This window comes from Curtobacterium sp. RM9 (genome assembly GCF_054956955.1).
The window spans coordinates 1,756,756-1,776,665 of sequence record NZ_CM143271.1 but is presented as its reverse complement, the minus strand read 5'-3'; the positions used below and the strand labels follow the sequence as shown (position 1 = coordinate 1,776,665).

General features: G+C 72.3%; 21 protein-coding genes. 6 read left to right on the top strand and 15 right to left on the bottom strand.

Annotated features, from left to right (window positions below; genetic code table 11):
* Window positions 1-3 precede the first annotated feature (3 nt).
* From ACY3FI_RS08465 to treS, 10 genes are all read right to left on the bottom strand, one after another.
* Complete coding sequence (locus ACY3FI_RS08465) at window positions 4-708, bottom strand: hypothetical protein (protein WP_462547099.1); 705 nt, start codon at window positions 706-708, stop codon at window positions 4-6.
* Between the two features lie 176 nt (window positions 709-884).
* Window positions 885-1,445, bottom strand: coding sequence for a TerD family protein (locus ACY3FI_RS08460; RefSeq protein WP_462547098.1), 561 nt, complete (start codon window positions 1,443-1,445; stop codon window positions 885-887).
* Window positions 1,442-2,017, bottom strand: a complete 576-nt coding sequence (locus ACY3FI_RS08455; protein WP_462547097.1) for a hypothetical protein — start codon at window positions 2,015-2,017, stop codon at window positions 1,442-1,444. The genes ACY3FI_RS08460 and ACY3FI_RS08455 overlap by 4 nt, the downstream gene beginning before the upstream one ends.
* 18 nt (window positions 2,018-2,035) lie before the next feature.
* On the bottom strand, window positions 2,036-3,256 hold the full coding sequence (locus ACY3FI_RS08450; protein ID WP_462547096.1) for a toxic anion resistance protein: 1,221 nt from the start codon (window positions 3,254-3,256) through the stop codon (window positions 2,036-2,038).
* A 46-nt stretch (window positions 3,257-3,302) separates the two neighbouring features.
* Entirely contained in the window at window positions 3,303-3,881 is a 579-nt protein-coding gene (locus tag ACY3FI_RS08445) for a TerD family protein (protein WP_462547095.1), read from the bottom strand.
* A gap of 52 nt (window positions 3,882-3,933) precedes the next feature.
* The gene (locus tag ACY3FI_RS08440) at window positions 3,934-4,515 is read right to left on the bottom strand and encodes a TerD family protein (protein WP_462547094.1); all 582 of its coding nucleotides are present in this window, start codon (window positions 4,513-4,515) and stop codon (window positions 3,934-3,936) included.
* 23 nt (window positions 4,516-4,538) lie between these two features.
* Window positions 4,539-5,126 carry a TerD family protein gene (locus tag ACY3FI_RS08435; protein WP_462547093.1) on the bottom strand — a complete coding sequence of 196 codons (588 nt, stop codon included), beginning with the start codon at window positions 5,124-5,126 and terminating at the stop codon, window positions 4,539-4,541.
* Window positions 5,127-5,185: 59 nt separating this feature from the next.
* The gene (locus ACY3FI_RS08430; protein WP_462547092.1) at window positions 5,186-6,310 is read right to left on the bottom strand and encodes a DUF475 domain-containing protein; all 1,125 of its coding nucleotides are present in this window, start codon (window positions 6,308-6,310) and stop codon (window positions 5,186-5,188) included.
* A 78-nt stretch (window positions 6,311-6,388) separates the two neighbouring features.
* The gene (locus ACY3FI_RS08425) at window positions 6,389-7,156 is read right to left on the bottom strand and encodes an exonuclease domain-containing protein (protein WP_462547091.1); all 768 of its coding nucleotides are present in this window, start codon (window positions 7,154-7,156) and stop codon (window positions 6,389-6,391) included.
* A 92-nt stretch (window positions 7,157-7,248) separates the two neighbouring features.
* On the bottom strand, window positions 7,249-8,961 hold the full coding sequence (gene treS / locus ACY3FI_RS08420) for a maltose alpha-D-glucosyltransferase (RefSeq protein WP_462547090.1): 1,713 nt from the start codon (window positions 8,959-8,961) through the stop codon (window positions 7,249-7,251).
* A gap of 115 nt (window positions 8,962-9,076) precedes the next feature.
* On the opposite strand from treS, the gene ACY3FI_RS08415 reads away from it, so the two are divergent.
* A complete protein-coding gene (locus tag ACY3FI_RS08415) occupies window positions 9,077-10,180 on the top strand; it encodes an alpha/beta fold hydrolase (RefSeq protein ID WP_462547089.1) in 1,104 nt (367 codons plus the stop codon).
* Window positions 10,177-11,280 carry a glycosyltransferase family 4 protein gene (locus tag ACY3FI_RS08410; RefSeq protein ID WP_462547088.1) on the top strand — a complete coding sequence of 368 codons (1,104 nt, stop codon included), beginning with the start codon at window positions 10,177-10,179 and terminating at the stop codon, window positions 11,278-11,280. Before ACY3FI_RS08415 ends, ACY3FI_RS08410 begins: the two co-directional genes overlap by 4 nt.
* A 192-nt stretch (window positions 11,281-11,472) precedes the next feature.
* Here ACY3FI_RS08410 and ACY3FI_RS08405 read toward each other — a convergent pair whose 3' ends face one another.
* The 3 genes from ACY3FI_RS08405 to ACY3FI_RS08395 all read right to left on the bottom strand — a co-directional run bounded on the left by ACY3FI_RS08405 (window position 11,473) and on the right by ACY3FI_RS08395 (window position 13,875).
* Complete coding sequence (locus ACY3FI_RS08405) at window positions 11,473-12,222, bottom strand: hypothetical protein (protein ID WP_462547087.1); 750 nt, start codon at window positions 12,220-12,222, stop codon at window positions 11,473-11,475.
* 122 nt (window positions 12,223-12,344) lie between these two features.
* Window positions 12,345-12,983: a histidine phosphatase family protein gene (locus tag ACY3FI_RS08400; protein WP_462547086.1), complete on the bottom strand. Its 639-nt coding sequence runs from the start codon at window positions 12,981-12,983 to the stop codon at window positions 12,345-12,347.
* Window positions 12,984-12,990: 7 nt separating this feature from the next.
* Window positions 12,991-13,875, bottom strand: a complete 885-nt coding sequence (locus ACY3FI_RS08395; RefSeq protein ID WP_462547085.1) for a Sir2 family NAD-dependent protein deacetylase — start codon at window positions 13,873-13,875, stop codon at window positions 12,991-12,993.
* Window positions 13,876-13,945: 70 nt separating this feature from the next.
* On the opposite strand from ACY3FI_RS08395, the gene ACY3FI_RS08390 reads away from it, so the two are divergent.
* Window positions 13,946-14,761 (top strand): TrmH family RNA methyltransferase, encoded by an 816-nt coding sequence (locus ACY3FI_RS08390; RefSeq protein ID WP_462547084.1) that lies wholly within the window; start codon window positions 13,946-13,948, stop codon window positions 14,759-14,761.
* A gap of 128 nt (window positions 14,762-14,889) precedes the next feature.
* Here ACY3FI_RS08390 and ACY3FI_RS08385 read toward each other — a convergent pair whose 3' ends face one another.
* A complete protein-coding gene (locus ACY3FI_RS08385; RefSeq protein WP_462547083.1) occupies window positions 14,890-15,762 on the bottom strand; it encodes an oxidoreductase in 873 nt (290 codons plus the stop codon).
* Window positions 15,763-15,869: 107 nt separating this feature from the next.
* Here ACY3FI_RS08385 and ACY3FI_RS08380 point away from each other — a divergent pair, with 107 nt between their 5' ends.
* From ACY3FI_RS08380 to ACY3FI_RS08370, 3 genes are all read left to right on the top strand, one after another.
* Complete coding sequence (locus tag ACY3FI_RS08380) at window positions 15,870-16,292, top strand: winged helix-turn-helix transcriptional regulator (RefSeq protein WP_462547082.1); 423 nt, start codon at window positions 15,870-15,872, stop codon at window positions 16,290-16,292.
* 122 nt (window positions 16,293-16,414) lie between these two features.
* Window positions 16,415-17,647 carry a D-alanyl-D-alanine carboxypeptidase family protein gene (locus tag ACY3FI_RS08375; protein WP_462547081.1) on the top strand — a complete coding sequence of 411 codons (1,233 nt, stop codon included), beginning with the start codon at window positions 16,415-16,417 and terminating at the stop codon, window positions 17,645-17,647.
* Window positions 17,648-17,726: 79 nt separating this feature from the next.
* The gene (locus ACY3FI_RS08370) at window positions 17,727-19,097 is read left to right on the top strand and encodes a serine hydrolase domain-containing protein (RefSeq protein WP_462547080.1); all 1,371 of its coding nucleotides are present in this window, start codon (window positions 17,727-17,729) and stop codon (window positions 19,095-19,097) included.
* Between the two features lie 12 nt (window positions 19,098-19,109).
* Here ACY3FI_RS08370 and ACY3FI_RS08365 read toward each other — a convergent pair whose 3' ends face one another.
* Window positions 19,110-19,904: an SGNH/GDSL hydrolase family protein gene (locus tag ACY3FI_RS08365; protein WP_462547079.1), complete on the bottom strand. Its 795-nt coding sequence runs from the start codon at window positions 19,902-19,904 to the stop codon at window positions 19,110-19,112.
* Window positions 19,905-19,910: the final 6 nt, after the last annotated feature.

The window sequence follows — 19,910 nt, the reverse complement described above, 5'->3', positions numbered from 1 at the left end:
GGGTCAGGCTCCGATCGAGGGTGCGGAGAGGGTGAAGCCGAAGGCGGCGAAGACCTCGCCGTCGTGGGGAGCCCGGGGGAAGGGTTCGGCGCGCAGTTCGACCTCGCCGTCGACCACGGACAGCGCGAGGATCGTCATCGTGTCCGGCGTGCCCGGGTCGACCGCGAAGGCGGTGCCGTCGTGGAGTGCGACCGTGAGCCGATCGGGGCCGCGCGCGATGAACAGCGCGCGGCGCAGGCTGCGGACGTGCCGGAGCGCGACGAGGACGCTGCCGTCGTCGAAGCCCACGAGCGGACGGTTGCCCGGCGTCGTCACGACGCGTCCGGCGCTCCCGCCGTCGACCGTGGCCGCGCCGACGAGGTGGTCGACGCTCTCCCAGACGGTGCTCGTGCAGCCGGACACGACGAGGGTGCCCACCGCCGAGCGTCGACGGTCGACCCGGACGACGGGGGAGTCGGCGTCGAGCACCCGGACGTCCCTGGGGTCCGGCGCCGGGAAGGGGCGCACCCGACGCTGGCGGTCCGCGAGCCGGGCGGCCACGCGCGGCGACGGGCTGGCCGTGCGCGGCGTGGGGACGCCCGCCGTGCCGCCCGCTGCTCCCGCGGCGGGTGGTGACGCGACCGACGCGCTGCGTGCGGGGGCCGAGGCGGTGGCGGAGCCGGTGGGACCGCGACCGAACGACAGCTGCAGGCCGCCGCCGGTCGGCACCGGCGCGGCTGGCGTGCCGGGAGCCGGAGCCGCCGGAGCCGGAGCCGCGGGGCGCGGAGCAGCGGACGGCGGAGCAGCGGACGGCGGCGCAGCGGACGGCGGCGCAGCGGACGGCGGCGCAGCCAGCGCGGACGGCACTGGGCGGACGCGTCGCCGGAGCCAGGGGTGTGCGGACGTCATCGGCGACGGCCGATGCCGTGGTCGTTGCGCAACCCGGTGAGCCCCGTGGTGTAGCCCTGCCCGACTGCGCGGAACTTCCAGTCCGCGCGGTGCCGGTAGAGCTCGCCGAGGATCACCGCGTCGATGGTGTGGTTGCGGTCGGACGGCAGCGCGAAGGACACGAGTTCGCGGCCGTCGGTCGTGCTGACGCGGATCGACATCGACCGTACGGATCCGAAGTTCGTGGGGGAGCGTCGGTCCGGGTCGAGGTAGACCGCGAAGACGATCTTGTCGACCACGTCCGGGACCGACGCGAGGTCGACGTCGATCTCCTCGTCGTCGGACTCGTCGAGGTACCGGACCGAGGCGTCGGCGCTCTCGAGCTGGTTGAAGAACACGAGGTCCTCGTCGGAGAGCACGAGGCCGTCGGCGCCGCACACCAGGGCGACCGGCACGAGCTCTGCCGAGGGGCCGCGACTGACGATCTGGTCCCAGGCGATCCCGACGACGACGGCGTCGAGCCCGGGGTTCTCGGCGGTGAGGGCCGCGTTCGCGCCGGGGACGAGCCGCCCGCTCACGAGTCCGCTCCGCGGAGACGGAGACCCGCGTCGCCGTCGCCGAGGCGGTCACGGAGGAAGCGCCCGTGGGTGGAGAGTTCGGCGATGGCTCCGCTCCTGATCTGCTCGTGCATGTCCTCGACGGTCCCGGCGACGACGTCGAGCTGTTCCGCGAGGGTCCGGGTGGCCGGGGTGTCGTCCTGTCGGTCGGACGCCGGCAGGGACCGGTAGGTCCGGACCGGGGTCGGCAGGTAGTCGTCGACGACCGCCTGGAAGAGGTAACGCTGCTCGGTGGAGGCCCCGCGGGCGACGGTCGTGCCCGCGGCCTCGCGGAGGAGGTCCTCGACGTGTCGGATCCGCGACGAGATCACGGTCGGCAGGTCGGCGCCGGCGGCGCGCACGTACGCCCGCAGGTCGTCGAGCCCGGCCGCCACCGCATGGTCGTCCACCGCGCCACCGGCCCCACGGACGTCGATGCGCGCCGCGGCGGCCGCGGCGGCTTCCTCGGGAGTCGCGGCGGGCCGGTCCTGGTGCCGCTCCGCGTCGTCGCGGTCGTCGTCGCGCCCGAACAGCGCGCGGAGTCGGTCACGCACGGTGCGCGACCGTCCGGGTCATCGGCCGACCGACCGGGGGTCGTCGTCGGACTGCACCGCGCGCTCGAGGTACGGCTTCGCCCGCTGGATGCCGGCCTCGAGCGCGCTCACCGTCGAGGACATGTTCTTGGCGGCCTCGGAGCGGAACGAGTCGATCGCGTCCATCGTCTGGAAGACGTTGTCGAAGGCCCGCTGCAGCGTCTCGACGCTGACGCCGGAGCTCGTGGCCTGCTGGTGGATGCGGGTCGTCTGGTCGCGCAGCATCTCGCTGGTCTGCAGGATCATCGCGTTCGTGGTGTTGTTCACGGCATCGATCTGGTCGAGCACCATCCGCTGGTTCGCGAGCGCCTGCGCGACGACGACGGCCGTGCGGAGCGCCGCGATCGTGGTGGTCCGGGCTCGCTCGACGCCCTTGATGAGCTCGGTATTGTTCTTCCGGACGAGGTCCATCGCGAGGTAGCCCTGCACCGACACGGCGAGCTGGGTGAGGATGTCCTGGTGCCGCTGCCGCACCGGGAAGAGCACGTCCGACTCGAGCTTCTGTGCCTCGTCGACCCGGCCGGCGTTCCGGAGCGACTCGACCTTGGTGACGGTGGCCTGGTCGAGGGCCTTCGCGAACACCGCGTACTCGCTCAGCTGCTGCATGGTCTCCCAGAGCTGCACCTTCTCGTCGGCGAGAGTGGCGTTGTCCTTGCGGAGCTCGTCCTGCCCGGCCATGAGCGACTTGATGATGCGGTCGAGCTGGGTCTGCGCGGACTCGTAGCGCTGGAAGTACTTCGCGAGCTTGTTGCCGCCCGGGATCATGCCGAGGATCTTGCGTCCGGTGCTCAGGTCAGCCTGGTTCGGCGTGAGGTCCTCGACGGTGGAGCGGAGGTCGCCGAGCGTCGTCGCCACCTTGACCTGGGCACTGTCCCCGGTGCGACGGGCGCCCGCCACCGAGGACTGCGACCGTTCGAGCATCCGCGACGAGAAGCCGCCCGAGCGGGCGATCTCGCTGCCGGCGATCTGGTTGATGCCGTCGACCTTCTGACCGAACTCCGGAGAGCGGGGGTCGAGCGCCGCGACCTCGTCGACGAACTCGCGCGCCTGCGCCGCGATCGCAGCCTGACGGGATGCGTCGACCGGGACCATGCCGGGCGCGTCGTCGGGCGTGACCGTCTCGGCCGCGTCGGCGGGCCGGAGGACGAGGGCGTCCTCGGACGAGTCGGCGGGCTCCGGCGGAGCGAGGGGTCCGGGCATCGGTGGTCTCCTGTGTCGTCTGGGCGGTCGTGTCGTGGTGCCCGGCTCAGCCGAGCTGGACGCCGAAGTCGGTCGCGATGCCGGCGAGGCCGGTCGTGTAGCCCTGACCGACGGCGCGGAACTTCCACTCGGCACCGTTGCGGTAGACCTCGGAGAAGATCATCGCGGTCTCGGGCGCGGCGTCCTCGGAGAGGTCGTAGCGCACGATCTCGGTGCCGTCTTGGTCGAGCACGCGGGAGTAGGCGCTGCGGACCTGGCCGAAGTTCTGGCGGCGGGCCTCGCCCTGGTCGATCGAGACGGCGATGACGACGCGGACGACGTCGGCGGGGAGCGCTTGCAGGTCGATCGAGATCTGCTCGTCGTCACCGTCGCCCTGGCCGGTGCGGTTGTCACCCTTGTGCTCCACGGCCCCGTCGGCGCTGCGCGGCTGGTTGTAGAAGATGAAGTCGGCGTCCGAGCGGACCTTGCCGGACTCGCCGAGCAGGAGCGCCGACGCGTCGAGGTCGAACTGCTCGCCCGACGTCGTGCGCGGGTCCCAGCCGAGCCCGACGGTCGCGACGGTCAGGCCGGGGCTCGTCTTGGTGAGCGAGAGGTTGTTGCCCTTGGCGAGCGAGAGTCCTGCCATGGTCGGGTCCTTCCAGGTGGTTCGGTCGGTGCTGTCTCGGGGACGAGCTGGGTCAGTCGAGGACGACGCCGAAGTCGGTCGCCACGCCGCGGAGTCCGGTGGCGTAGCCCTGCCCGACGGCGCGGAACTTCCACTCCCCGTTGTACCGGTAGATCTCCGAGAAGATCATGCCGGTCTCGGAGGCGGCGTCCTCGGTGAGGTCGAAGCGGACGACCTCGTTGCCGGTCTCGTCGTTCACGACCCGGCAGAACGCGCCGCGGACCTGGCCGAAGTTCTGCCGACGGGCGTCCGCCTGGTCGATGGTCACGACGATGACGACGCGCTCGACGTCCGGAGCGACCGCGTCGAGGTCGATGAGGATCTGCTCGTCGTCGCCTTCGCCCTCGCCGGTGCGGTTGTCGCCCTGGTGGACGACCGCGCCGTCGGCGGACTGGAGCTGGTTGTAGAAGATGAAGTCGTCGTTCGAGCGGACCCGGCCGTTCGCGCCGACGAGCAGCGCGGAGGCGTCGAGGTCGAACTGCTCGCCCGCGGTCGTGCGCGGGTCCCAGCCGAGGCCGATCATCGCCCGGCGCAGGCCGGGGTCGGTCTTCGTGAGGGAGAGGTTGTTGCCCTTGGAGAGGGAGAGCGTCGCCATGGCGGTGGTTCCTTCCGGACGGCTCAGAGTGCGGCCGCGGCCGGCGCGACGAGGTCCTGCACGGTCCGCCCGTTCGCCCGCTCGCCGATCGCGGCGAAGGTCCAGCCGCCGGTACCGCGGGAGACCTTGGCCATCACCATCGCGGTGTGCGGCCCGGACTCGGTGAGCTGGTACCGGACGACCTCGGGGGCGCCGGGCGTCGAGTCGTCGACCACCCGGCAGAACGCGTTCTGCACGTTGTCGAACGTCTGCCGGCTGTAGCTGCTGATCACGAACACGATCTGCGCGACCGCGGGGTGCACGGCGCCCAGGTCGATGCGGATGGTCTCGTCGTCGCCCTCGCCGGCCCCCGTGAGGTTGTCACCGGTGTGCTGCGCCGAGCCGTCCTTGCTGCGGAGCTGGTTGAACCAGACGTAGTCGACCGGCGTGCCCTGCGCGTCGAAGAAGATCGCGGACGCGTCGAGGTCGACCTCGGCCTCCTTGCGACCGCCGAAGAGCCCGCGCTTCGTCGCGACGGCGTCCCACCCGAGTGCGAGTCGGACGCGCGACAGTGCGCTGCCGTCCTGCTTCGTCAGGGAGAGCGACTGACCCTTCTGGAGGCTGAGACCCATGGTGTGACCTTTCGTCGGAGCGGGGTGCGGAACGTGGTGCGGAGTCGGTACGACGCGGCTCAGTGGACGAGGGCGGCCGGCTCGTCCGTGCGCTCGGCGGCCTTCCGCCGGTTGCGGACGACCGAGGAGGCGAACGCCGCGAGGATGAACACGACGCCGATGAGACCGGTGACGACCTCGTTGACCTCGGTCGTGATCGTCACGAGCAGGATGAGCGCGAGGGCGCCGATCGCCCAGTGCGCGCCGTGGTCGAGGTACTCGAACTCGTCGAGGGTGCCCTGGCGGACGAGGAACACCGTGAGCGAGCGGACGAACATCGCGCCGATCAGGCCGAGGCCGAGCGCGATGATGATCGGGTCTGCGGTGATCGCGAACGCGCCGATCACGCCGTCGAACGAGAACGACGCGTCGATGACCTCGAGGTAGAGGAACAGCAGGAAGGCCGCGCGACCGGCCACGTGCCCGACGCGGCGCTTCTTCGCGATGCGGTCGGCCTCGGCCACCATGTGCGCGTTGCTCTCGAGCGCATCGCCCTCGTCCTCGGGGTCGTCGACGTCGAAGAGGCCGCCGAGCCCGGTGACGAGGAAGTAGGTCACGAGGCCGGCGATGCCCGCGACGAGGACCACGCTCTGGTGGTCGCCGGACGAGATGGCGAAGACGGCGAGCAGCACGAGCGCGATGACGACGTTCACCATCGGCAGCTTGCCGACGAACAGCAGCGGCCGTTCGAGCCACTTCAGCCAGAGGATGTCGCGGTCCTCGAACATGAAGTCGAGGAAGATCATCAGGAGGAACATGCCGCCGAAGGCCGCGATCTGCGGGTGCGCCTCGTGCAGCAGGTACGCGTAGGTGCCCGGCTCGTCGATCGGGCCCTTCTCGAGCGCGAGCTGCACGGCCTCGACCGGGTTCAGCTGCGCCGTGACGCCGACGATGAGCAGCGGGAAGAGCACCCGCATGCCGAACACCGCGATGACGATGCCCACGGTGAGGAACATCCGCTGCCAGAACGGGTTCATCCGCTCGAGGATGCGCGCGTTCACGACCGCGTTGTCGAAGCTCAGGCTGATCTCGAGCACGCCGAGGATCAGCGTGATGATGACGGCGCTCCACCCGCCGTAGACCAGGGCGGTGGCGAGGGCGATGACGGTGATCGCGAGCGACCATCCGAAGGTCTTCAAGAACACGTGGTGCGGTCTCCCGGTCAGTGCGTCGTCCAGCGGCGGATGAGGACGCTCACAGTCGAACGCGCCCCCGCCGCGATGCTACATGCTCGACGCTGTCCCGCGGTGCGGCCAGCGGCCGTCCGCGGTGAACGACGGGTCGCGCTGCTTCCGCATGTAGTCCTGGAACGACGAGGCCTGGTCGGCGCACCAGGCGACCTGCTTGCGGTGCAGCTCCTCCGCCGTCACGCCGAGCTCGTCCGGGTACTTGGCGGCGATTGCCTGCGCGACGCGGCCGGCGGCCACGGCGTCGGCCCCGGCGTCGTGTGCGTCGTCGAGCGTGACGCCGTACAGGGCGGACGCCGCCTCGAGCGTGCGCTTGCCCTTCCGGTAGGTGTCGAGCGCCTTGTCCATGACGAGCGGGTCGACGACGTTGCCGATCACCGGCGAGGCGATGCCGTGGCGCTTCGCCTCTCGGTCGAGGACGGTGAGGTCGTACGGGGCGTTGTAGATCACGAGCGGGATCCCGCGCGCGAAGACGGCCTCGACCGCGGCGACGATCTCGGCCACGACCTCGCCGGCCGGACGCCCCTCGGCCCGGGCGCGCTCGGTGGTGTACCCGTGCACGGCCGCCGCGCCCTCGGGGATCTCGACCCCGGGGTCGGCGATCCACGCGCCCTCGACGATGGAGCGGCCGGTCATGTCGATCAGCCCGACGTGGGCCGTGACGATCCGCGCGGTCTCGACGTCGACGCCGGTGGTCTCGAGGTCGAAGACGCCGAGCGCGTGCCACCACGGGCGACCGGTCAGGTCCTGCACCGCGCCGGAGGCGGGGGCTGGTGTGTCGAGCGCTGCAGTGGAGTACGTCACGCGACCCACGCTAACGGGACGCACCGACACGCCGGACGCGACCCGCCCTGCACCGGGCGAGCCGCGCCTCCAGACCGCACCGGGGCGACCGCCTACGCGCCGGTCGGTGCCCCGATGTGCAGCCAGTAGAAGGACTGTGTGCCCATCGTGAGCGTCACGGTGCCGTCCTCGTCGAAGGACGGGAAGGACCCGCCGCCGAAGAGGTCGTACAGCGGCCGACCCGCGTACTCCGGTGCCGTGATCGTCACCGACGTCGGGTTCGTGGCGAACGAGAAGACGCAGAGGACGTCCTCGGCGGACGGACCGAACTGCTGCCCCGACCCCTCCCACGAACGGACGAAGGCGAGCACCGAGTCGTTGGACGTCTCCTGGACCGCGAGCGTGCCCATGCCGAAGACGGGGTGGGCCTTGCGGACGTGGATGACGTTGCGGACCCAGTGCAGCAGCGAGCGGGACTGCGCCAGCTGCGCCTCGACGTTCACCTGCGCGTAGTTGTAGACGAGCGACTGCACGACCGGCAGGTAGAGCTTGCCCGGGTCGGCGGTCGAGAACCCGGCGTTGCGGTCCGGCGTCCACTGCATCGGCGTGCGCGAGGAGTCGCGGTCCGGCAGCCAGATGTTGTCGCCCATCCCGATCTCGTCGCCGTAGTAGAGGAACGGCGACCCGGGCAGCGAGAACAGCAGCGCGTGGATGAGCTCGAGCTCCGCGCGGGAGTTGTCGAGCAGCGGCGCGAGCCGACGACGGATGCCGATGTTCGAGCGCATCCGCGGGTCGTAGCCGTACCAGCCGTACATCGCCTGCCGGTACTCCTCGCTCACCATCTCGAGCGTCAGCTCGTCGTGGTTGCGGAGGAAGACGCCCCAGGCGGCCTTCTCGGGCACGTCGAGGGTCTCGGAGAGGATCGCCTTGAGCTCGGCGGCGTGCTGCGCGCGGAGCGAGTAGAAGATGCGGGGCATCACCGGGAAGTCGAACGCCATGTGGCACTCCGGCTCCTCGTCGGTGCCGAAGAACGCCGCCGTCTCGCGCGGCCACTGGTTCGCCTCGGCGAGGAGGACGCGCCCCGGGTACTCGTCGTCGACCATCGCACGGAGCTTCTTGATGAACTCGTGCGTCTCCGGCTCGCCCTCGCCGTTGCCGTCCTCGGACTGGAACAGGTAGGGGATCGCGTCGAGCCGGAGCCCGTCGACGCCCATGTCGAGCCAGTGCCGGACGACGTCGTACACGGCCTCGACCACGGCCGGGTTCTCGTAGTTGAGGTCGGGCTGGTGCGAGAAGAACCGGTGGAAGAAGAACTGCCGGCGGACCGGGTCGAACGTCCAGTTCGACTCCTCGGTGTCCACGAAGATGATGCGGATGTTCTGGTAGTGCTCGTCGGTGTCGCGCCAGACGTAGAAGTCGCCGTAGGGGCCGTCCGGGTCCTCGCGGGACTGCTGGAACCACTCGTGCTGGTCGCTCGTGTGGTTGAGGACCATGTCGATGACGATCCGCATGTTGCGCTCGTGCGACTTCGTGACGAGCTCGCGGAAGTCGTCGAGCGTGCCGAACTCCGGCAGGATCGCCTTGTAGTCCTGGATGTCGTAGCCGCCGTCGCGCATCGGCGACTGGAAGAACGGCGGCAGCCAGAGCGCGTCGACGCCGAGCCACTGCAGGTAGTCGAGCTTGCCGATGACGCCCTGGATGTCGCCGATGCCGTCGCCGTTCGAGTCGACGAACGAACGGATCATGCACTCGTAGAAGACCGACCGCTTGTGCCACTGCGGGTCGAGGGTCAGTCCGGGCAGCTGGATCGGGGCTGTGAAGGTCAACCGTGCTCCTCGTCGATGTACGGCGGACCGGCGGCAGGGCCCGCCCCGGACACGATAGGCGCGTGACCCTGCGACTGTCCGCGGGTTCCCGCGCGCCGTTCGTAGACTGGCCGGGATGCAACCGCCCGTGCTCTCCCCGTACCAGTCGCTCATGGCCGCCACCCCGGTCGTGCACCGGGCCGTGCAGGTCGACGGCCGCACCACCCACTACTGGGAGTACGGACCGGCCGACGCCGCCGAGACCGTCCTCGCGGTGCACGGGTTCCGCGGCGACCACCACGGGCTCGAGACGATCGCGGCGCACCTCGTCGCCCCCGAGCACACCGGGCGCGCCGAGCGGGCCGGGCACGCCGGGCGCGCCGGGCGCGCCGGGCGCGCCGCCGACCACGCCGCCGGGGTCCGCGTCGTCGTGCCGGACCTGCCGGGTTTCGGCGTGTCCGACCCGCTGCCGACCTCGGACATCGACGCCTACGCCGGCTGGCTCACCGCCTTCCACGCGGCCCTCGGCCTGACGCGCGCCGCGGTGGTGCTCGGCCACTCCTTCGGGTCGATCGTCGTCGCGGCGGCCGTCGCCGGGGGACTGGACACCCGCCTCCTCGTGCTCGTGAACCCGATCGCCGCTCCGGCGCTGCAGGGTCCGCGGGGGATCGCCACCGCCGTCGCCATCGGCTACTACCGCGCGGGAGCGCTCCTGCCGAAGCCGCTCGGCCTCGGTCTGCTCCGCAACGCCGGCATCGTGCGGGCGATGAGCGTCGCCATGCTCAAGTCGCACGACCGTGACCTGCGCCGGTGGGTGCACGACCAGCACGACCGGTACTTCTCCGCCTTCGCCGACCGACGGAGCGTCCTCGAGGCGTTCCGCACCTCCGTCACGCACGACGTCTCCGAGTACGCCGACCGGATCGCCGTGCCGGTGCTGCTGGTCGCCGCCGAGCACGACGACATCACCGCGGTCCCGGAGCAACGTGCCCTGGCCGACCGGCTCACCGACGCCGAGCTCGTCGTCGTCCCGGACGTCGGGCACCTCGTGCACTACGAGACGCCGGGTGCCGCTGCCGACGCGGTGCTCCGGCGGATGGCGGACACGCCCGCGACGAGGCCAGGACGCGGGCGCCAGCACAAGCCCGCGGCGGCCAGACCCACGGCCGCCGGCCCCTCGACCGACGGGGCCGACCGGCCCGCGGCCACCGGCCCGTCGACCGACGAGGCTGCCTCGTGACGCGGCTCCGGATCGGCATCGACTGCCGCTACGTGCGGATCGGTCGGCACGACGGGATCAGCCGCTTCACCGCGGGCATCGTCGCGCACCTGCCCGACCGGCACGACCACACCCTGCTCGTGCACGACGAACGCCAGCTCGAGTCCCTGCCGCCGGGGATGCCGTGGGCGCTCCTGCCGGCACCGACCGACGCCGGCGAGCCGCTCGTCGCCCGGCACGTCAACCGGCTCGGCCTCGACGCGGTCTTCTCGCCGATGCAGACGATGGGGTCCCGTGGCCGGCGCTACGCCCTCGTGCTGACGCTCCACGACCTGATCTACTACCGCAACCGGACGCCGCCGCGCGAGTTCTCGTGGCCGCTCCGGCTCGGCTGGCGGGCCTTCCACCTCAGCTGGGTCCCGCAGCGGGTGCTGCTGAACGGCGCCGACGGCGTCGTCACGGTGTCCGGTACGACTGCCGGCCTGATCGCCGAACACCGGCTCACGAAGCGTCCCGTCACGGTCGCGTACAACGCCGCCGACCCGGCCGAGCCCCGGCCGAGCGGGGGAGCGCGGCAGCAGACGCTCGTCTACATGGGCTCCTTCATGCCGTACAAGAACGTCGAGACCCTCGCCGAGGCGCTCCCGCTGCTCGGGGCCGACTGGACGCTGCACTGCATGTCCCGGGTGTCCGAGGCCGACCGCCGCCGCCTGACGCGCCTCGCCCCGACCGGCTCGATCGTCTTCCACGACGGCGCGACCGACGACGAGTACCTCGACGTCCTCCGCTCCGCCACCGCGCTGGTCACGGCGTCCCACGACGAGGGCTTCGGCATCCCGCTCGTCGAGGCGATGGGCGTCGGCACTCCGGTCGCGGTCAGCGACATCCCGATCTTCCGCGAGATCGGTGGCGACGCGGCGGAGTACTTCGACCCGTCCTCGCCGGCCGGCGTCGCGGCAGCGGTGCGGCGGCTGGACGCGCGGTGGGACGAGGCATCGGCGGCGTCCCTGCACCAGGCCGCGCGGTTCCGCTGGGCGGACTCCGCGGCGCGGGTCGTCGAGGCCGTCGAGCAGGCCGTCGCGGCGCGGGCACGCGGGCGGGCACGCGGGCGGGCTCGGTAGGTCGGAGCCGCCATCGGACTGGAGGCGCGTGGCGGGGCCGCGCCGCGCCTCCCGTCCGCCACACGGTCGGTCTGGAGGCGCGTGGCGGGGCCGCGCCGCGCCTCCCGTCCGCCACACGGTCGGGCTGGAGGCGCATGGCGGGGCCGCACCGTGCCTCCCGTCGGCCGCGGCGCTGGTGAGCCGCGGCGTCCGTCAGCCGCGGACGGTGGTCGCCGTGACGGCCGAGCCCGGGAACGCGGCCTCCGCCTGCTGCGTCGCCTTCGCGACGACGGCGCCGAGCGCCGGCCCCCGCCCGGTCGAGCCGAGCGCCACCCGCTGCTGCCCGGGGTCGTCCGAGGGTGTGGCAGCCCACGAGCAGCGCACCGTGCGGACCCCACCGATCGCGTCGACGGCGCGGGCGAGGTCGAGTCGGCGCTCGGTCACCTCGCGGTCGCCGGAGACGCCGACCTCGATCGGGCCGAGGTCGACCACGGCCCAGACCCGCACGCCGTTCCCGCTGGTCTCCTGCGCCGCGCGGACGAGGGCCCGGACCACGGCGTCGCGCTGCCCGTCCGCCAGTGCCGGGTCCACCGTGACCGTGGACACGACGTCGTAGCTCGCGAACGAGGTCTTCACCGGGTCGTCGGCCCGCACGTCCTGCACACCTCGGACGTCACGTGCCGCGGTGTCGAACCGCTGCTGCGCCGCGTCCGGGCGGGGGAAGACCCCGCCGACACCGTTCTGCACGCTGCCGACGATCGAGAGGAGCGCGACGGCGAGCAGGCCGACGGCGGCCACGACGAACACGCCGACCAGCGCTCCTCGGCGCACACGCTGTCGCGGGGGAGCCGTCGCGACGGAGGCGGTGTCGTGGCCGAAGGCACGGTCGAGGTCGTCGTCGTCCTGGACCTCGGGGCGTCCGGGCCGTCCGGGCCTCGGACCGCCGCTTCCGTCGATGCTCATGGTGCTCCCTCGCCCGACCGGTCGTCGGGTGTCCAGGAGCCTAGTCCGGCGTCACTGCCCGGGGCCGACGGTTCCGGCGTCCGGGCCGGCAGACGCGGCCGGCGCCGACCCGGGCGCGAGCGTCAGCCGCGCCGCTCGAGCGGGTTCTGCGTCGCGAACGCCGCACTGCCCGGCTCGTCCGAGACCTCGTCGATCGGGTCGTCGAACCGCACGAGCTCGGCCCGGAACCGCTCGGGGTCCCAGCGGAAGGAGTGCACCGAACCGTTGCGGATGAGCGTGCTGTGCCGGTCGGCCGTGCCGGGAGCGGCAGCGTTCACGACGCTGCGGATCACCGCGCCGTGCGTGGCGACGACCACGGTGCCGGCGTCGTACCGGACCGCGATCTCGGCGAGTGTCTCGGTGGCGCGGGCGAGCAGCGCGGAGCGGGACTCCCGACCGGGGACGTCGTCGTGCGGGTAGCGGGCGACGACCTCGTCGTCGGTCAGGCCCTCGGCCTCGCCGTAGGAGCGCTCCGCCAGGCCGGCGTACGTCGCGGGGACGTCGAGCCCGAGCCGCTCGGCGATGATCGAGCCGGTCTCGAACGCCCGGGACAGCGGCGACGCCACGACGGCGTCGAACGACCGCCGGGTCAGGAGCGACGCGGTCGCTGCGGCCTGCGCGCGTCCGGTGTCGTTGAGGGGGATGTCGGTCGAGCCCTGGATGCGTCGCTGCGCGTTCCAGTCGGTCTCGCCGTGCCGGACGAGGTAGAGGAGGGTCGTCACCGGTCGATCATCGCAGACCGGAGTCGGCGGCCTCCGTGGTCGCGGTGAGCGTCTCGGGGTCGAGCCGCTCCGCCAGGGCCTGCAGCGTCTCGGTGGTCCCCGCGTCGAGCTTCACCGCGGCGCGTCGGTCCGACCGGGTGGTGCCACGGTTCACGATCACGACCGGGTGCTTGCGTCGGGTGGCGTGGTCGACGAGCCGCACGCCGGAGTTCACCGTGAGCGAGGACCCGACCACGAGGAAGGCGTCGGCCTCGGCCACGATGGAGACGGCCTCGCGGAACTTCTCGGCGGGCACGAACTCGCCGAAGAACACCACGTCGGGCTTCAGGACACCGCCGCACACCGAGCAGTCCGGCACCCGGAAGCGCTCGACCTCGGTGATCTCGACGTCGCCGTCCGGCTGGAGCTGCACGGAGCCGGGCTCGTCGATCCAGGGGTTGAGGCGGTCGAGCACGGCGGCCAGGTCGGCACGCGAGAACACCTGTCCGCACGTCAGGCACACCGCGCGGTCCATCGACCCGTGGATCTCGACGACCCGTCGGGACCCGGCCCGGAGGTGCAGGCCGTCGACGTTCTGCGTGACGACGCCGGTGACGATGCCGTCCCGTTCGAGCGCGGCGAGCGCTTCGTGGCCGGCGTTCGGTCGTGCGGCGGCGAAGGTGCGCCAGCCGAGGTGCGACCCGGCCCAGTAGCGCTGCCGCTTCGCCGGGTCGGACCGGAACTCCTGGAAGGTCATCGGCTTGCGGACGGCCCGGCCCTCGCCGCGGTAGTCGGGGATGCCGGAGTCGGTGCTCAGCCCGGCGCCGGAGAGCACGGCGATGCGCTTGCCGGCGAGGAGCTCGACGGCTCGGTCGAGGTCGACCGCGGTGGTGGACTCGTCACTCGGAGGCATCGGCTTCACGGTACCCTCAACAGCCGACCGCCACGGTCACTTCCCCTGTCACGCCATCGAATCGAGCCCCGTGCACGCCGTCCGCATCGACTCCCTCGACGACCCCCGCCTCGACGACTTCGCCCGGTTGACGGACGTCGCGCTGCGTCGGGTCTCGGAGCCCGAGGGCGGTCTGTACATCGCGGAGTCGAACACGGTCATCGAGCGGGCCGTCCGCGCCGGACACGTCCCGCGCAGCGTCCTGGTGCAGGAGAAGTGGCTGGACAGCGTGCTGCCGCTGGTCGCCGAGCACGACGGCCCGGTCTTCGTCGGTCCCGACGCCCTGCTCCAGGAGCTCACCGGCTTCCGGATGCACCGCGGGGCCCTCGCGGCGATGCACCGGCCGGAGCTGCCCTCGGTCGCCGAGGTCGTGCGCGACGCACGGCTCGTCGTCGTCCTCGAGGACATCGTCGACCACACCAACGTCGGCGCGGTGTTCCGGAGCGTCGCCGGCCTCGGTGCCGACGCGGTGCTCGTCAGCCCGCGGTGCGCCGACCCGCTCTACCGCCGGAGTGTCCGCGTGAGCATGGGCACCGTGCTGCAGGTGCCTTGGACCCGGATCGGCGAGTGGCCCGCGGCGGCCGACGAGCTGCGCGCCGAGGGCTTCCACCTGACGGCGATGGCGCTCACCGACCGCTCGGTCGACCTCGACGCCTTCGTCGCCGACGTCCCGGCGAAGGTCGCGCTCGTGATGGGCACGGAGGGGCAGGGCCTCACCGACGAGGCCGTCGCCGCCGCCGACACGACCGTCCGGATCCCGATGGCGCACGGCGTCGACTCGCTCAACGTGGCCGCGGCGAGCGCCGTCGGCCTGTGGGCGGTCGCCCACGCCCAGCGCGCCCGGTAGACGCGGCTCGGCCGCTCCGGCCGCTCCGTCCTGGAGGCGCGCCCCGGCGCCGGCGCGCCCCTCCCGTCCGCCCCGCTCCGGTTGCACGACGCGCCACCGGCGGTGTCGCACGCTGGGTCGACCAGGAGTCAGCCCGCGACGCTGTCGAGATCGCGCAGGTCGTCTCCGGACAGCTCGATTCCGGCACCTGCGATGTTCTCGTGGAGGTGCTGCGTGGACGAGGTGCCGGGGATGAGGAGGATGTTCGGCGACCGCCGGAGCAGCCAGGCGAGGGCGACGGACATCGGTGTCGAGCCGAGCCGGCTCGCAACGGCCGAGAGTGCGTCGGTCTGGAGCGGGCTGAAGCCGCCGAGGGGGAAGAACGGGATGTACGCGACCCCGTCCGCGGCGAGTTCGTCGATCAGGTCGTCGTCCCACCGGTTGGCGAGGTTGTACATGTTCTGCACGGAGACGATCGGCGCGATGCCGCGCGCCTGGGCGACCTGGTCCGCGGTGGCGTTGCTGACGCCGAGGTGCCGGATGAGCCCCTGCTCTCGCAGGTCGACGAGCGTGGCCATCGCCTCGGTGACGTCCTCCGCGACGGGGCCGTCGGCGTCGCCGAGGCGGAGGTGGACGAGATCGAGTGTGTCGACACCGAGTTGGTCGAGGTTGTCGTCGATCTGCGCGCGGAGTTCGTCGGGCTTCCTCGCCGCGGGCCAGCCCCCGTCGGCATCCCGTCGTCCGCCGGCCTTCGTCGCGATGAGCAGGTCTTCGGCGTACGGATGCAGGGCCTCCTTGATGAGGCCGTTGACCACGCGGGGGCCGTAGGTCTCGGCGGTGTCGATGTGGGTGATGCCGCTCGCGACGGCAGCTCGGAGCACGGCGATCGCGGCGTCGTGGTCCTTCGGCGGTCCCATGACCCAGGGGCCGGCGAGCTGCATGGCGCCGTAGCCGAAGCGGGCGACGGTGCGGTCGCCGAGGGTCCAGGTGCCGCCGGGGAGGTCGGTGGGTGTGGTGTTCATGGTTGCCTTCCGGGCTTGTGGAACGTGATGACGTGGTCCAGCCTTGACGGACTGCTTCCCGATGGGAAGGAGTTACCCAGAAGTGCGTAGGTATCCGGGAGGGCGCGATGGCGACGATGACGGCGGCCGAGAAGAAGGCCGAGGCGAAGGTGCAGTACAACGCGTTCCTCGCGGCGTGCCCGAGTCAGCAGCTGCTCGCCCGGGTGTCGGGGAAGTGGGTGACGCTCGTGCTGTCCGCGCTCGGCAGCGGTCCGGACTGCGACGGCGACCCACGACCGATGCGGTACTCGGAACTCGCTCGGGTCCTCGCGGGCGTCAGCCCCAAGATGCTGGAGCAGACGCTGCGATCGCTCGAGCGGGACGGCCTGGTGTCCCGGATCGCGATGGCAACCGTCCCGGTCACCGTCACCTACGAGCTGACCGGTCTCGGGTTGTCGCTGCACCAGACGGTGCGGCAGCTCAAGACGTGGTCCGAGCAGCACCGTGACGAGGTCACCGCGTGCCAGGAAGCGTTCGACGCGACCCGCTGACGGACCCCGCCACGCGCCTCCCGACCGCCCCGCTCCCGTCGCACGACGCGCCGGACCCGGCCATGCGCCGGGCCGGGCGGGCTCGGCGGCCCCGCCACGCGCCTCCAGTACGCTCGGGTCTCGTGTCAGGAGTCGTCCGCCGCCCCCGTTCCGCCGTCCGGAGGCCCGTGACGATCGCCGTCGTGGCGGTCCTCCTGCTCCTCGTCGGCTACCTGGCGGCCGCGGCCCTCGTGCCGTTCGCCCCGGCTCGCGCGGTGACCGCGACCTACTCGGCTCCGCGGGCGGCGGTCGCCGACCTGACCTTCCCGGCCTACGGCGCGACCGCGGTCGAGGCGACGGACTTCCCGGAGAGCCTCCGGACGAGCGGTGACACGGCGCCACGGTCGATCGCGAGCATCTCGAAGGTGGTCACGGCACTCGTGGTGCTCGACGAGCGGCCGCTGCGCACGGGCGAGACCGGGCCCTCGATCCGGTTCACGCCCGCGATGGAGGCGCTGTACGCGAAGTACCTGGCGGTGAACGGCGAGGTCGCGCCGATGCCCGCGGGCCTGCAGTTGTCCGAGTACCAGACGCTGCAGGTCATGCTCATGAAGTCGGCCAACAACTACGCCGGGGCGCTCGCGCTCTGGGCGTTCGGGTCGATGGACGCCTACCGGGCCGCCGCGGACGACTGGCTCGACGCGCACGGCCTCGACCACACCACCATCGAGGAGCCGACGGGCCTCGACGCGGGCAACCGCTCGACGGCGACGGACCTCGTGTCGCTCGGGCAGCTCGCCCTGGCGAACCCGGTCGTCAAGCAGGTCGTCGGCACCAAGCAGGTCACGATCCCGACGGTCGGACCGATCGAGAACTCGAACAAGCTCCTCGGACTGGACGGCGTCGAGGGCATCAAGACCGGCACGCTCGACGAGGCGGGGGCGTGCTTGCTCTTCGCCGCGACGTACGAGCGCGGCGGCCAGCAGGTCACCGTCGTCGGCGCGATGCTCGGCGGCGTGGACCACGAGTCGCTCGACGTCGACGTGCAGCGACTGCTCCGGTCGGTGGCGGACGACTTCCAGGTGGTGACCCTGACGCACGAGGGCCAGACCTTCGGCACGTTCTCGACGCCCTGGCAGGACGAGGTGGACGCGGTGAGCCGTCAGGCCGCCCAGGTCCTGGTGTGGGGCGACACCACGGTGACGGCGAAGACGACGCTCGAGGACGTGACGTTCGGCACCGCGGGCGAGCGGGTCGGCCGGGTGCGGTTCACGATCTCGCACCACGACCCGGTGACGGTGCCGCTCGTGCTCGAGCGGTCGATCGACGACCCCGGTGTGTGGTGGCGCTGGACGAACCCGTTCCAGGGCGCCTGACACGACGGGCCGCGCGCCGCAGCCCCCGCCTGCGCGCGCCGCGACGCAGCGTCGGCCCGGCCTGCGTAGGGTCGGCGGTGTGACGACGACGTTCCCCCGCAGCACCCCGTCCGCCCTCGGCATCGACGCCCGCGGCGTGTCCGCGTTCCTCGACGCCCTCGAGAACACCCCCGACGTCGAGCCGCACAGCATCGTGCTGCTCCGTCACGGCCAGCTCGCCGCTGCGGGTTGGTGGGCGCCGTACGCCCCCGACCGCGTGCACCTGCTCTACTCGCTCAGCAAGAGCTTCACCGCCGCGGGCGTCGGGATCGCCGTCCGCGACGGGCTCGTCGACCTCGACGCCACCGTCCTGTCGTACTTCCCCGAGCTCGACGCGGACGTCACCGACGAGCGGAGCCGCCGGATGCGCGTGCGCCACGTCCTCGCGATGGCGAGCGGGCACCGCGAGGAGACGCTGGAGCGTGCCCGCGCCGCCGACCCCGAGAACCTCGTCCGCGGCTTCCTGCTCACCCCGCCCGACGAGGAACCCGGCACGGTCTTCGCCTACAACCAGCCGTGCACGTACACGCTCGCGGCCATCGTCCGACGCGTGACCGGAGGCTCGCTCGTGGAGTGGCTCCGCCCGCGGCTCCTCGACCCGCTCGGCATCGACGACCTCGCCTGGAAGCGCGACGAGACCGGCGCCGAGCTCGGCTTCAGCGGCTGCCACGCCACCACCTCCGCGGTCGCGGCACTCGGGCAGCTGTACCTGCAGCGCGGCGTCTGGGACGGGCAGCGCATCCTCCACGAGGACTGGGTCGACCTCGCCACCAGCCGTCAGGTCGAGAACCCGCAGGAGGAGAACCCGGACTGGAGCCAGGGCTACGGATTCCAGTTCTGGATGGCCCGGCACGGCTTCCGCGGAGACGGCGCGTACGGGCAGTTCTGCGTCGTCCTGCCGGAGCAGGACGTCGTCCTCGCGCTCACCGGGCAGACCGTCGACATGCAGGCGGTCCTCGACGCGGCCTGGCAGCACCTGCTGCCCGCCATCGACGCTGCGGACACCGACACGGCCGCCGACACCGCCCTGGAGGCACGGCTCGCCGCACTCGGGCTGCCTCCGGTCGACGGGGCGGTCCCGTCCGGAGCCTCGGCCGGCTCCTACGAGACGACCGGCGTCTTCGACGCGGTCCGGCTCGACCACGGCGCCGACGGCTGGCGGGCCACGATCGAGGTCGACGGCGGCCTGCTCGTCGTGCCGGTCGGCACGGGGGAGTGGGCCGTCGGGGGACCCCTCGCGGCGAGCATGGCGGCGACCACCGACGGAGCGGTGCTGCTCGACGTCCGGTTCGTGGAGACGCCGCACCTCGCGCACGTGCGGCTCGACCCGGCGACGGGCACCGCGACCAGCGAGTGGGCGACGCAGCCGCTGCACGACGGACCGCTCACGCTCCGGCGCCCGGCCGACTGAGCGATCCGCGGACTAGGGCGTGTCGGAGCGGTGCTCGACGACGTCCTGCAGCTCGGGGCGCTTCGGCGAGACACCGTCGCCGGAGGACGTGTGTCGGATGCGGCGCACCACCCACGGTACGAGGTACTCGCGCGCCCAGCCGAGGTCCTCGGCGCGGGCCTCGCGCCAGGGCCGGGCCTCGAGCGGCTCCGGGGTGAACGGCTCGAGGCCGTGCTCGACGCCGAGCACATCGAGCACCGCCGCGGCGACGGTGGCGTGCCCGGTCGGCGAGTGGTGGAGCCGGTCGGGCGCCCACATCCGCGGGTCGCGGAGCACCCGGAGCGCCCACATGTCCGCGACGAGGGACCCGTGCTTCAGCGCGATCGCGTGCAGGTTCTCGTTGTAGATCGCCGTCTTGCCGCGGACCATGCCGAGCACCGGGGTCATGCCGACATCGGGGCCGGTGAACAGCACGACCGTGGCGCCGTCGCTCCGGAGCCGCGCGACCATCGCGTCGACCCGCTCGGCGAGTTCGTCCGGGTCGGAGCCCGGCCGGATGATGTCGTTCCCGCCCGCCGACACCGTGACGAGGTCGGGGTGCAGCGCGAGCGCCGACTCCACCTGCTCGTCGATGATCTGCTGCAGGAGCCGCCCGCGGATCGCGAGGTTCGCGTAGGCGAAGTCGTCCGCGCCGTGCGCGAGGACCTCGGCCACCCGGTCGGCCCAGCCGCGGTTGCCGCCCGGCACCGTGGGGTCCGGATCGCCGATCCCCTCGGTGAACGAGTCACCGATCGCGACGTACCTGGACCACGGATGACGAGCTGACACGCACCG

Coding starts and splice junctions, on each gene's coding strand:
- ACY3FI_RS08385 (WP_462547083.1), bottom strand. CDS start 15,762: ATGAACACCACACCCACCGACCTCCCCGGCGGCACCTGGACCCTCGGC.
- ACY3FI_RS08415 (WP_462547089.1), top strand. CDS start 9,077: ATGCAACCGCCCGTGCTCTCCCCGTACCAGTCGCTCATGGCCGCCACC.
- ACY3FI_RS08435 (WP_462547093.1), bottom strand. CDS start 5,126: ATGGGTCTCAGCCTCCAGAAGGGTCAGTCGCTCTCCCTGACGAAGCAG.
- ACY3FI_RS08445 (WP_462547095.1), bottom strand. CDS start 3,881: ATGGCAGGACTCTCGCTCGCCAAGGGCAACAACCTCTCGCTCACCAAG.
- ACY3FI_RS08440 (WP_462547094.1), bottom strand. CDS start 4,515: ATGGCGACGCTCTCCCTCTCCAAGGGCAACAACCTCTCCCTCACGAAG.
- ACY3FI_RS08395 (WP_462547085.1), bottom strand. CDS start 13,875: ATGCCTCCGAGTGACGAGTCCACCACCGCGGTCGACCTCGACCGAGCC.
- ACY3FI_RS08450 (WP_462547096.1), bottom strand. CDS start 3,256: ATGCCCGGACCCCTCGCTCCGCCGGAGCCCGCCGACTCGTCCGAGGAC.
- ACY3FI_RS08380 (WP_462547082.1), top strand. CDS start 15,870: ATGGCGACGATGACGGCGGCCGAGAAGAAGGCCGAGGCGAAGGTGCAG.
- ACY3FI_RS08405 (WP_462547087.1), bottom strand. CDS start 12,222: ATGAGCATCGACGGAAGCGGCGGTCCGAGGCCCGGACGGCCCGGACGC.